The organism is Dyadobacter sp. CECT 9275 (assembly GCF_907164905.1).
Taxonomy (GTDB): domain Bacteria; phylum Bacteroidota; class Bacteroidia; order Cytophagales; family Spirosomataceae; genus Dyadobacter; species Dyadobacter helix.
Map to the genome: position 1 here is coordinate 3,567,800 of NZ_CAJRAF010000002.1, position 11,683 is coordinate 3,579,482.

At 44.1% G+C, this 11,683-nt stretch carries 12 protein-coding genes; 9 read left to right on the forward strand and 3 right to left on the reverse strand.

The features are described 5' to 3' along the window. Nucleotides 1–44 precede the first annotated feature (44 nt). Nucleotides 45–2,468 carry a TonB-dependent receptor gene (locus tag KOE27_RS22505; RefSeq protein ID WP_215241019.1) on the reverse strand — a complete coding sequence of 808 codons (2,424 nt, stop codon included), beginning with the start codon at nt 2,466–2,468 and terminating at the stop codon, nt 45–47. 205 nt (nt 2,469–2,673) lie between these two features. On the opposite strand from KOE27_RS22505, the gene KOE27_RS22510 reads away from it, so the two are divergent. From KOE27_RS22510 to KOE27_RS22530, 5 genes are all read left to right on the forward strand, one after another. Further along, entirely contained in the window at nt 2,674–3,786 is a 1,113-nt protein-coding gene (locus tag KOE27_RS22510; RefSeq protein ID WP_215241020.1) for a sensor histidine kinase, read from the forward strand. Then, on the forward strand, nt 3,783–4,475 hold the full coding sequence (locus KOE27_RS22515) for a LytR/AlgR family response regulator transcription factor (protein ID WP_215241021.1): 693 nt from the start codon (nt 3,783–3,785) through the stop codon (nt 4,473–4,475). The genes KOE27_RS22510 and KOE27_RS22515 overlap by 4 nt, the downstream gene beginning before the upstream one ends. Before the next feature lie 122 nt (nt 4,476–4,597). Next, nucleotides 4,598–5,335: a dioxygenase family protein gene (locus tag KOE27_RS22520; protein WP_215241022.1), complete on the forward strand. Its 738-nt coding sequence runs from the start codon at nt 4,598–4,600 to the stop codon at nt 5,333–5,335. A gap of 153 nt (nt 5,336–5,488) precedes the next feature. Further along, complete coding sequence (locus tag KOE27_RS22525; protein ID WP_229252887.1) at nt 5,489–6,043, forward strand: hypothetical protein; 555 nt, start codon at nt 5,489–5,491, stop codon at nt 6,041–6,043. Between the two features lie 7 nt (nt 6,044–6,050). Further along, the gene (locus KOE27_RS22530) at nt 6,051–6,755 is read left to right on the forward strand and encodes a pirin family protein (protein ID WP_215241023.1); all 705 of its coding nucleotides are present in this window, start codon (nt 6,051–6,053) and stop codon (nt 6,753–6,755) included. Here the strand turns inward: KOE27_RS22530 and KOE27_RS22535 are convergent. Continuing rightward, nucleotides 6,721–6,939, reverse strand: a complete 219-nt coding sequence (locus KOE27_RS22535; RefSeq protein ID WP_215241024.1) for a hypothetical protein — start codon at nt 6,937–6,939, stop codon at nt 6,721–6,723. The genes KOE27_RS22530 and KOE27_RS22535 overlap by 35 nt on opposite strands. 141 nt (nt 6,940–7,080) lie before the next feature. Here KOE27_RS22535 and KOE27_RS22540 point away from each other — a divergent pair, with 141 nt between their 5' ends. The 4 genes from KOE27_RS22540 (at nt 7,081) to KOE27_RS22555 (ending at nt 10,587) form a co-directional block, all read left to right on the forward strand. Next, entirely contained in the window at nt 7,081–7,356 is a 276-nt protein-coding gene (locus KOE27_RS22540; RefSeq protein ID WP_215241025.1) for a hypothetical protein, read from the forward strand. A 133-nt stretch (nt 7,357–7,489) separates the two neighbouring features. Continuing rightward, nucleotides 7,490–8,827 carry a TIR domain-containing protein gene (locus tag KOE27_RS22545; RefSeq protein WP_215241026.1) on the forward strand — a complete coding sequence of 446 codons (1,338 nt, stop codon included), beginning with the start codon at nt 7,490–7,492 and terminating at the stop codon, nt 8,825–8,827. Between the two features lie 17 nt (nt 8,828–8,844). After that, nucleotides 8,845–10,281 (forward strand): SIR2 family protein, encoded by a 1,437-nt coding sequence (locus KOE27_RS22550; RefSeq protein WP_215241027.1) that lies wholly within the window; start codon nt 8,845–8,847, stop codon nt 10,279–10,281. A 162-nt stretch (nt 10,282–10,443) separates the two neighbouring features. Beyond that, nucleotides 10,444–10,587 carry a hypothetical protein gene (locus KOE27_RS22555; protein ID WP_215241028.1) on the forward strand — a complete coding sequence of 48 codons (144 nt, stop codon included), beginning with the start codon at nt 10,444–10,446 and terminating at the stop codon, nt 10,585–10,587. An 812-nt stretch (nt 10,588–11,399) separates the two neighbouring features. On the opposite strand, the gene atpC is transcribed toward KOE27_RS22555, so the two are convergent. Then, nucleotides 11,400–11,642 carry an ATP synthase F1 subunit epsilon gene (atpC, locus tag KOE27_RS22560; protein WP_215241029.1) on the reverse strand — a complete coding sequence of 81 codons (243 nt, stop codon included), beginning with the start codon at nt 11,640–11,642 and terminating at the stop codon, nt 11,400–11,402. Nucleotides 11,643–11,683 lie beyond the last annotated feature (41 nt).

The window sequence follows — 11,683 nt, forward strand, 5'->3', positions numbered from 1 at the left end:
CATGATTAGTAACGAGAAAACCGACTTTATCTTGTTCGAATACCTCAATGAACCGAATAAACAGCAATTCCCGTACCTGACGCACCTTGCGCACTAAACACCTCTGCACGGATATTGATGCTGGTCTGCGCGCTGGTATTAAAATACCTGATCCTGGCCCTGCCATCCTTGCCCGTCCGCAGCATGGGAGCCCAGTACACCGTAGAGCGAAAGTCAGGACGGTTATTCAGCTGCATGTTAACTCCATATCTGGGAGCATAAAATTCCCTGGGGGCATCCAGGCCCGGTATTTTGGTGACCAGTACGCCGGGGACAACATCCTGTGAATAATCATAATTCTCATTTCCGCGTTTGGTCAAAACGGAAATAACACCACTTCCTCCCTGGCTCCCGTAAATGGCCGCCGAGGCCCCCTTCAGCACATCTATGGATTCTACATCGTTAACGTTCAGATTCAAAACCGTAGACTTGTCAACCGGTATTCCGTCCAATACAAACTGCGGCTCCCTCTGGCTGCCCCTGATACTTACCGTTGCATTCATACCATAACCGGACACCTGAACACCCGCCACCCGGCCAGCCAGAAGATCCAGCACACTCATGGCTCCTCCTGCAAGCTGAGGTGTTACCTTGACGGATGCATCTGCACGGTTATAAAGTTTACGGCTGTCGCGTTCAACTTCTTTTTTACCCTTGATCGTCACCTCATTCAGCAGCCGTTCGCGGTTCTCCCGTATTTTTCTTTCAATTTCCTGGTACTCACTGGCCTTTGTCAGAAATTCTTTCATCTGTGCTGCTTCCACCGTTACAGGGTAAAACGGTACTTTCAGCAATGTTACCCTTGGCGCGGTAAAAGGAAAAAGATTAAACGACAAATTTTGGCGCCCCCTCTTACTCGTTCCCTGGATACGTACCTGAAGGGAATCGGTGAAGACCAGATTGTAAACCGCAAATTTGCCAGTCTTATCACTTCCCGTGGTCATGAAAGTGTTAAGGCTGTCGTTGGTCAGATAAAATGACAGAGGTATTTCTTCATTTACTTTCCTGTTATTTTTCAGTACTTCACCCTGCAGGGTAAGGCCACGCTCTACAAACCGCTCAGTAGTTGTCAGGGAATCTTTTAGAACGTCTGTCCATTTAAACCGGCTCCATCCGTTAACCATCATTACGTAATCCAGGTAAATCCTCCTTTCCGTATGGCTGGTATCAAAGTAATAAGCAGGTTGTTCAACGGACCCTTTCAGGTCAGAAGAAAGCAGCAGATAAGAGGTTATTGTCTCCCCGTATGGAGGTATCAATATCTGGGCTGCGTCGGTTACCGATACTGACACACTGGCTTCAACCGGCCTGCCCTCACTATCCGTTACCGCAATTTCCACAGCTGTTTCGCTTTTGGGTATGTATGAGGCCCTTTCCGGCGTTATTTTTACGCGAAGGCTTTTGTTGTGGTCTATGAAAACGAGTCTTTCGCAGAGCGGCAATTTATGCTCATCAAAAAGCGTAATGTGCGTGATACCCTCCGGTAGGTCCAGCGTGGGTAAATTCATGATCAGCCCTTTTGAACTGACTTTCCCCTTTGCCGAAAAAACAACGACTCCACGGGAATGACCAACCAGAAACACCTGTTTATCAACCGGTTGCTGTGCCTTGTGATACACCAGAATCCGCATTTTCCCTGTAAAAGTAGTGTTATCAACAATCATTGTGTATCCCGTTTTTTCTACCTCGGGAAAGCTGTAACGCTGATAATCACCGGTGCCCGTCTTTGCGACAACGGTATACCTCACAGAGGCGTCGGGTGTAAAGGAAAACTGTCCCATACCCAAATGGCTGCTTTTAAAGGCCGAAACCGTATCCTTGTTAGCAAGGATAAATCCACTGATGCCTGCGCCCAGGCCATTGGGGCTCGTAGCTTTGAAGGCGACCCTCGTACCTGTTCCATCCACCAGGCGCCCTCCTTCCGGAAAAAACTGAAGATCAACCGGTTGAGCCGCTGCCACGGCGGGTTGCTCCTGGTTATTAAAAAGATAGATATCTTTCTGAAAAAAGAAATCTTCCGAAAAATTCCGCATCCAGTTGGTATAGGCACGCACCGTGTAGGCCCCTGCATTCAGCTTGTCGTTCAGGACAAAGTCGCCGTGGCCGGTTCCTCCAAGAAGCGGTACGCGCCTAAGGCCTACGTTTTTTCCCGTCTGTTGTTCGATCAGATCCACGTACAGCACCTGGCTGGCACTGTCTGCCAGGTGCACGGCTCCCTCTGCCAGATACGCCTTAAACCACAGGGTATCTCCCGAAGCATAGTACGGCTTGTCCAGATGCAGGTATGCCTTTTCCTGGGGATAGGCCATGCGGTACCGAAACAATTTGTCGCTTATCCATTGGCTGAAGTCCTCCTCTGCCATGGTAAAAGCAAGCATGACCATCCCTGTGAAAATGACCAGCAAACGACGCGTCTTTGAAAATAACATAAGTCCTATCCTGAATAACTCTTGTGCAATTTATACTTTTTGACGAAAGATCAAAATTCGGTTACTTGACCAGGATCCACTTAAAGACTGGTAGCAGATTCTCAAACTTGGCAGGGTAGGGCGGTAGTTTTCCAAAATAGCGAAACTTCCTATTTGTCCCTTATATTCGTAACGTTTTCAACATCTGAAAGACGAACACGGTTTTATGTTTCGAATCAGAAATACTTGGATCTTTCATCTTGCGGGCTGGTTGCTGTTTATGAGCCTCCCGCTGACTGTAATGTCCCGTGAGCCCGACGCCCTGGTAAATTTCAGGATACTGACCTCTCCGTGGTTCTGGTTATTTGTTGCCGTTTATGCAGTAATTTTTTACGGAAATACCTTTCTGCTGCTTCCCTATTGTTTTCGGAAACGCCGGTACGAAGTGTATTGCCTGGCTTTTGTTACGCTGTTTGGTCTGATGTTTTACCTGCAACCCTTTGAAAAACTGATATTTGACAAGTTTCATCCGCGCAACGCTATGGAGGAGCAGACAGATAGCCACATACCTCCGCCTCCTACCGGGAACGCGGAATTTTCAGGGAGATTTCCGGAACGCCCGATGCCTCATCCGCACGAGTCCCGGCCCGGTGTGGATTTTGTGAGCCTGGTTCTGTTTCTGATCGTTTGGGTAGCGGCACTTACCATAAAGATATCAGAGCGATGGGCCTTATCCGAAAAGCAGGTGATCTTGTCTGAAGCGGAGAAAGCACAGGCAGAGCTGTCGTTTTTTAAGGCGCAGATCAACCCTCATTTTCTTTTTAATACCCTCAACAATATCTATTCCATGGCCGTAAGCAAGGATGAACTTACAGCACCGAGCATCCTGAAGCTATCACAGCTGATGCGGTATATTACCGAAGAGGCCACGGAAAATTTTGTTGCGCTGGAAGATGAAATAGCCTCTCTGCAAAATTATATTGACCTTCAAAAACTCCGTTTGAATGCCCGGACAAAAGTTGAATTCATAATGACGGGAAGTATGGCCGGCAAAAAAATCGCTCCTTTGATCTTTATGACCTTTGTTGAAAATGCATTCAAATACGGGGTCAGCGGAAACCGGGAAACGGTCATCAAAGTACGGATTGAGAACAAAACCGGGGAGATTTACTTTTTTTGCCAGAATACAGTTTTTAACCGGCAGATGGACCCGGAACGCGCGGGCATCGGCATTGCCAATACCCGCAAACGGCTGGACTATCATTATCCGGGGAAATATTCACTGCTCCTAGACGAAAACGACAATTTGTTCACCGTTCAACTACACCTGATTATATGAATTGTGTCGCCATAGATGATGAGCCACTCGCGCTGGATGTGATCCGGAAATATGTTTCGGAAGTGGAGGGTGTAACGCTCACTGCTACTTTCGACGATGCCATCAGCGGAGCCACATACCTGAAAACAGAGAAAACAGACCTCCTCTTTGTCGATATCAATATGCCGGATATTTCCGGGCTGCAACTTGTGGCAGCCCTTGAAAATAAGCCCATGGTCATTTTTACAACGGCACATAAAAAATACGCTTTTGACGGCTTTGAGCTGGAAGCTGTGGATTATTTATTGAAACCCATTGCTTTTGAACGATTTAAAAAGGCAGTTCAAAAGGCAGAAGCCCTTTATGATCTCAGAAATGAACCGGTTAAAACTGCGGAACCTATCATAGTCCGGTCGGAGTATAAAATGGTCAAGATTAATCCTGAGGATATTGAGTACATAGAAGGCATGGAAGATTATATTAAAATCCATCTTCGGAATACCCATCAGCCCATACTCACCCTGATGTCCCTCAAAGGTTTTCTGGAAAAATTACCAGATGGAGATTTCAGCCGGATACACCGGAGTTACATCGTTCCTAACGCGGGGGTCAGGTCTATATCCAATAAGAAAGTTTTCCTCCAAAACGGGAAAGAGCTGACTATCAGCGACAGCTACCTCGACTTTATCGAAAAGTGGAAAGCTAAATAGAATTCACCCGCCGTTCACCGACACAAACTTCCGGTTCACCGATACATTGGACATGCTCTGCAACAAACCGGCGATTCATTTCGATAGTGTATGTACAAATGCACAATTGAACTGTATATCACATGGAACGCAAAGAATTTTTAAAGAGAGGTTTTTCAGCATTGGGCATCGCAGCGATGGTACCAATCATCGGTTGCTCCAAGGATACTGTGGAGCCGGTAGATACCACAGACACTACCTCCGGCACAACCGGAACAACAACGGGCACAACGACTGGAACCTGCACATCTACGGTTTCGGAAACCGAGGGACCCTTCCCGACCAAATCCCCCGCAAGTTATGTGCTAAACGACATTACGTCGGACCGGCAGGGCAATAAACTCGTGGTCAAGATCACCATCCAGAATAAGACCAACAGCTGCGCGGCATTGGCCGGTGCGCTCGTCGATATCTGGCATTGTGATGCCGCAGGAAACTATTCCGAGTATGGCGGAACCGGCATGCAGGCAACCAACTATACAAACGTACACTTCCTGCGCGGGCGGCAGACAACCGATGCAAACGGGCTGGTCACTTTCACAACGATCTATCCGGGCTGGTACTCGGGCCGCGCGCCGCACATACACGTTCACATTTACAATTCGGCCGGAAAATCTTTGCTGGTTACGCAGATCGCCTTTCCGGAGGCTACCAGTGCGCTGGTGTACGCACAGGGGGTGTATGCATCGCATGGACAAGCAGATACCAAAAATGCAAACGACAATGTTTTTGGCGATGGTGTAAGTACCGAACTTGCCTCCGTAACAGGAACGGTATCTACATCATTCGAACTGACGCATACAATTGTGGTGACTGCGTAGAGGGGTGATGGCTGTTAGCTATCAGCTATTGGCTTTTAGTAACAAATAACCATCTATTCAGAACCAGTTCGGAGGGTTATTTGCCAACGATTCTAGGATACAAGTGACAAAATAACTGTTCCATTCAGACACGACCATATCAACCAACGGCTTATGGCTAACACCCATAAGCCAACAGCAAAAATGCCACGCATCATCCGCCTTTGTTACCGTAAGATCATTGACATTGATTCCAGAAAACCCTGGGACCAGGCGGTGTTCAATGATACACATCTTGAGTTTTATATGCAGGCCCAGCGGTTGGATCAGGAGGGCAGGTTTAAAACATTTCGGGAACTGATTGACAATGTGCCCGATTCTCAACACCTGCATTACCTGACCAGCACGGAAGCAATCGGGTATATCAGGCAATTGAACGACATAGTGCCGGATATTGCCAATGTCAGCGGCAAACTGTGTTTACCTTTCCAGAATTTCAGGTTTGAGATTCTGGATTCGCATACGGAGCAAAAGGAACGCCATAAAATTTCCATCTGGTTTTACAGTGATCCGGTCACCTGGATCGACACCATCGGCGACAAGCTGCTGATCGCATACGGTGACCGGACGCAGGCCCTGGACTCCGGTCAGGAAGTGGAAACAGACCTGATTCCGCTCGTTCCCTACCTGACCATTTCTCATTACACACAAAATAACGGCCAAAGCTGATTCACTTATGCTGACACAAACCGAAGCTCAGATTTACCTTGCAGATCTGCGTGGCGTCACGCGATGGGACGGGGTTCGCAGCCTGCATACGTTCAATTTTAACGGCTATCAATCCGAGGGCAGAGATCCCTTCGGGCAACTGCTCGCTTTTAATGAAGAGACTATCGAAGCCGGAAAATGCCTGGGTATATCCACAGAAAAACCAGTCGACATCCTTCTGATTCCAACGGTGGGCGGCCTGGAACTGACAGACAGCGCTGGGGAGTCGGTATTTGTCGGCGCGGGAGAGACTTTCAGCTTCCTGGCGTTTCCGGAGAGCAATCTGACGGTACATAACCCATACCCATCAGAAACCATTCAGTACCTGCAGATCCGTCTCAGGCCACAGTTTTCTGAAAACGATCTGAACGAACCTCCGTTGAAGTCATTTTCCTTAGCCCAGGAAAACGTGCTGGTTCCGGTATATGACCACTCAGCCGGGAATGCATCCGGTTACATAGGACGATATGGTGGAAGACAGGAAGATGTATTTATGCTAAAGAATTCGGAAACAGGTCTGTTCTGTTATATTATCCAGGGTGCGTTTGAAGTGCAAAACCGGCTATTGGAGAAAGGCGATGCATTATCGCTGAAAAATACTGAGGAAGTGGGGTTTGAGGCGCTGAGTAATGAGGCGATTATTCTCTTGATCGAGGTTGGTCAAGGTTCATAAAGGACGAAGGTAAGTTCAGGGATTTTGTCAAAATGCCTGTCGTATACCCTGACAGGTACCAATGGTCAACGTTACGCACCCTGTCGGGCTTAAATCCCAGCTCCAGCAAATAGTCGACGATGTCCAACTCTTTAATCTGGGCTAATGTCACAAACCCATCATTCCCCCACGCTCTTTCTCTCATGTCCCTTTTGTTTGGTTCGTGACAGCGAAATTAGAGCACTTGAAAATCCGCTACCTATCCTGTGTAATTTCTCCTTAGGATCGTCTGACCACCATTGGCTAGTTTTGAAGTATCAAATTTTCAACCCAAAACGATACGACTATGAACGCGAAAGACCTGGCCAGTGTGTATGATACTATCATGAGTATCCCCGGCATGAATGAGCAAGTGAAAGTAGATTTGAAGATCAGCCGGAAGAATGCATTGCTACTTCACCAGGCAATTCGCCGCGCCGTCAACCAACCTGCCACTGACAGCAATCCTGATCTGATCGACATTGCTACCGCCGAGTCAAAACAGGAGCTTATGAAGATATCTGAAGAATTCTTGCAGCGGACCAACCTAATGGAACTGAATGAGAAGATTTTGAGACTCTAGAATTGTATGTTACACATTCCTCAAAAAAATATCCTAACAAACACCGAGATTCTAATCACCCTAGGTAGTCTTTTCATGAAAATCCCAGTCAATTACTTTGTAACTTACCAAAAAGTTACCAACATCGACGTCAATGAAACCACCTCCTCTAAAGATCTTTGTATCCTATTCAAAGAACGACGATCAAATTCTTTCGTTACTCATTACTTACCTAAATCCCCTGGTCACTAACCAAACTCTCGAAATTTGGTATGATCGGCATGTGAACGGAGGTGATGTATGGCACGAAACTATCGAAAAAGAACTTAACGCAGCTCAGATAATAATATTCATATTAAGTCCTGACCTTTTGAACTCTGCCTATATAAACCAATATGAAATCACTCCTAGCTTCGCACGCTTCAGAAAAAACGAATGTCGGATAGTCCCAATTGTTGCTAGAGAATGTACTATTTCAGGTTCAGTTTTTGACGGTCTTCAGTGTATACCTAGAGGAATGGAGCCGTTAACTTCTTCTCAAAAATCTTTCGATGAACAATTCCGTCAAGTGACAGTCGAACTAGAAAAGACGATTAAAATTGAACAAAAAAGAAATATCTCTTTATTAGAAGAAGAAGTATTATGGCAAACAGCTAGAAAAAAAAATTCAGCAAGAGGGTATAAAGCATATCTTAGAAAATCTCTATTAAAGTATCATATTGACGACGCAATCCGAAATGTTCAGATGACTGAAAAGCGAGATTACGCATTTGAACTCGAGCTATTGCGAGAAAAATCTTCAATCCTTCAAAACGACATCAAATTTCTCAAACAAGAGATACATGACAACATTGGCGGATCTCTGGCCGCACTAAACTGGTATCTTTATGGTATAAATTTCAATGATGCAACTAAAGAGGAGATAAATAATTTGATAAAAAATTTTCATGAAAGTATAAAGGCATTATATGTAGAGGTCAGGAATCTCAGCATGGAAAAACCTGTAATTATAAATATGTTAGACTCAGACTTTAACATTCTAGAGTCAATTGATGAGATTAAAAATCAGCTTAGATTTTCCCACATTGATTTCACCTTCTTAGTTACTGGCGAGGAGCATGTAAGACGTCAAGATATCAGCAAATTCGTCATCCGTTCTATACAAAATCTTGTCATTAATGTCGAACGGCATTCTGGCGCAAAAAAATGCACCGTTACTATCACAGGAAAAAAGAATTTAGTTCAATTACGAGTTGCCGATAATGGAACATCTGGAGAAATAAATAATAAAAATGGTTTTGGCATAAACAGTCTTATTCAGCGAACTCACGCACTAGGAGGAGAAATCGACATACGTTCACAATTGGGACAAGGCAGCGAAGTATTTATTACAATACCCTTCAAAAGTAAAGCACTGCAATCGTTATGGGATAATATTACTTCACGAAGTGTAAAAATCCTTTCCAAAATTTTTAAAGACTACACTTACTAATATCACCACATAAATTCATGAACGCAAGCATAATACGCTTTATAGACACATTCGCAAAAGCAATAAAAGACGATCATGCAGCCGTCTTTGCTGGCGCTGGATTGTCGATTCCAGCGGGATTTGTAAACTGGAGAGAACTTCTGAGGGAAATTGCAGAAGAGCTCAACTTAGATATCAAACGTGAGCACGACTTGGTAGCTATCGCCCAATATCATTTGAATGAGCGAGGGAACAATAGGAGCCGATTAAACCAACTACTTCTCGAAGAGTTTACACACAATGCCGACATTACCAACAATCACAAGATTCTAGCCTCACTTCCAATTCCATGTTTCTGGACCACAAACTATGATAAACTTATTGAACGAGCACTGACCGAAGCAGACAAAATTCCTGATGTCAAAATTACCCAAGATAGTCTATCTACAAACTTAAGAAGAAGAGATGCGGTGGTTTACAAAATGCATGGCGACATATCTATGCCCGAGCACGCTGTAATTACTAAAGATGATTACGAGACTTACAATGAAAAAAGAATGCTTTTTTCAACAGCACTTCAAGGAGACCTTGTTTCCAAAACATTTTTATTTGTTGGTTTCAGCTTTGACGATCCAAATCTAGAATATGTTCTTTCTCGTATACGAGTATTACTTGGAACTAATCAACGAGAGCACTTCTGTTTTTTCAAGAAAGTGTCAAGAGATGATTTCGATACCGACATTGACTATTATTACGCTTGCGTCAAACAGGACCTAAAAGTTAAGGACCTGAGACGATATTCAATTCATGCCTTACTAGTAGACTCTTACTCCTCAATTACGCAAATCTTGGCTGCCATTCAGACAAAGGTCTACCGATCTAACATCTTCATCTCGGGAACGGCGAGTAATTTTAGTCCCAGAGATTTTGACGAATCGATGGACTTCACAAGACATTTATCGCAATCATTAGCTACCCACGGATTTAAGATAATATCTGGCTTTGGACAAAACGTCGGAAGTGCAGTTATTGATGGTGTACTTCAAACAATTTTCTTGGACAAACGACGTCGTATGGATGACAGTTTGACATTGCGTCCTTTTCCGCAAATAGATACCAAAAATAAAGAAGTTACATATAAAAAATACAGAGCGGAAATGGTTAAGCAATCAGGTATTGCCATTTTCATTTTTGGGAATAAAAAACATGGTGACATTACAGTACCTGCAGAAGGAATGCTTGAAGAGTTTGAGGCCGCGCTACTGAATAACGTCATTCCCATTCCAGTAGGCGCCACTGGTTGGGTTAGTGAAGATCTTTGGAATCGTGTCACGCAAAATTTTACTGACTTCTACCCTGATAACCCTGAACTGAGAGAAATCGTATTAACCCTGGGTGAACATGAAGGAGACCTCAAAAAAATGGTTCCAAGAATTCTACGAGCTGTTGAGCTGCTACAAAAACTATTCTTCTAACCGACTCTAGCTAAACTAATTCGCGAGCCAATGGCACTCCACAATCCGAGGGTTTTCACAGCTTCTACGCATAGGATCAATTTCCAAGCTCAGAAACATTGTTTCACAAATTGCTTCACTCTTTAGTTGTTGTCCTGATTCTGTGGATTCTACGTTTTACCTATGAGCGCGAAAGACTTAGCCAGTGTGTATGATACCATCATGAGTATCCCCGGCGTAAACGAGCAAGTGAAAGTAGATTTGAAGATCAGCGGCAAAAGTGCACTACTACTACTTCATCAGGCGATACGCCGTGCTGTTAATTAAGCATCTACAGATGGCAATCCCGATCTAATTGATATCGCTTCGGTTGAAGCTAAACAGGATCTCATGAATATCTCAGAGGAATTCCCGCAACGGACAAATTTGATGGAATTGAATGAGAAAATTAGCCAAACTATCGTACAACTATAACCTATCTACACAAAAATGATCACATAAACCACATTTGTTGAAACGCAGGTCTTTCCAATTCCCTGATTTTATTTTCAAGCCTTTTCAGATCTGAGAATAGTGTATCAAAATTAGATTGTAGCGTGACGAATTTGTCATTAAGACTATTCTTACTACTGTTGAGCATCAATATTATAATGATGATGCCTAAAATCAGGATAACTTCCATTTAGGTTTTAAATTAGTAGAGGTGGTAACAACTGAGCGTAAGCATAGACCTAAAAAGAACTTGATGGACTTGAATTTCCTTATTTTCCAACTGCGCCGGCTCAGTTAGACTTTGCATTAAGATGTTATTTAAGAACGTTAAAATTAGAGGAGAAATAAGATAGACCTCAATTTTTACAACTTCCAGAAACGTCCTTTGTGTAGATTTTCAGGTTGTAAAAATAGAAAGATTATCTCTTACAATTGTATCTTCTGTATAATTATATCTTTAGGTAAGTCGGATGAATTGGGCTCAAAATTGGATCAGGGTATCTGGTGATGATTTGCCGGGCGAGACATTCCCTTTTTGTTTAAGAGAGCTCCTCTTGTGAGGCAAATTATATCAGGTGGGATTTCCGGCCACAAAAAAAGCAGAGACCATTTTCACAGTCTCTGCTTTAAAATAATTGCTGTGTTACCTACAAAACAGCCTCAGCAAGTACAAGTACCTTGTTATTAAGCACTTCCACAACACCACCATCAATGATGAAGGTTTGTTTGGCTGCTCCGGTATCCACCACTACATTGCCTTTCCCTAGCGTGCTGACCAAGGGTGCATGACGGTTCAGTACCTGAAACTGTCCTTCGGTACCCGGTAAGGTAACGGAGGTTGCCTCGCCGTTGTATATCTTTTTGTCGGGTGTTATGATATCTAAATGCATATTCGTTAGCTTTTAGCTGTCACCCAATAGCAGCCGGCTGT

Coding starts and splice junctions, on each gene's coding strand:
- KOE27_RS22550 (WP_215241027.1), top strand. CDS start 8,845: ATGAACGCAAGCATAATACGCTTTATAGACACATTCGCAAAAGCAATA.
- KOE27_RS22505 (WP_215241019.1), bottom strand. CDS start 2,468: ATGTTATTTTCAAAGACGCGTCGTTTGCTGGTCATTTTCACAGGGATG.
- KOE27_RS22520 (WP_215241022.1), top strand. CDS start 4,598: ATGGAACGCAAAGAATTTTTAAAGAGAGGTTTTTCAGCATTGGGCATC.
- KOE27_RS22515 (WP_215241021.1), top strand. CDS start 3,783: ATGAATTGTGTCGCCATAGATGATGAGCCACTCGCGCTGGATGTGATC.
- KOE27_RS22530 (WP_215241023.1), top strand. CDS start 6,051: ATGCTGACACAAACCGAAGCTCAGATTTACCTTGCAGATCTGCGTGGC.
- KOE27_RS22510 (WP_215241020.1), top strand. CDS start 2,674: ATGTTTCGAATCAGAAATACTTGGATCTTTCATCTTGCGGGCTGGTTG.
- KOE27_RS22535 (WP_215241024.1), bottom strand. CDS start 6,939: ATGAGAGAAAGAGCGTGGGGGAATGATGGGTTTGTGACATTAGCCCAG.
- KOE27_RS22540 (WP_215241025.1), top strand. CDS start 7,081: ATGAACGCGAAAGACCTGGCCAGTGTGTATGATACTATCATGAGTATC.
- KOE27_RS22555 (WP_215241028.1), top strand. CDS start 10,444: ATGAGCGCGAAAGACTTAGCCAGTGTGTATGATACCATCATGAGTATC.
- atpC (WP_215241029.1), bottom strand. CDS start 11,642: ATGCATTTAGATATCATAACACCCGACAAAAAGATATACAACGGCGAG.
- KOE27_RS22545 (WP_215241026.1), top strand. CDS start 7,490: ATGAAACCACCTCCTCTAAAGATCTTTGTATCCTATTCAAAGAACGAC.
- KOE27_RS22525 (WP_229252887.1), top strand. CDS start 5,489: ATGGCTAACACCCATAAGCCAACAGCAAAAATGCCACGCATCATCCGC.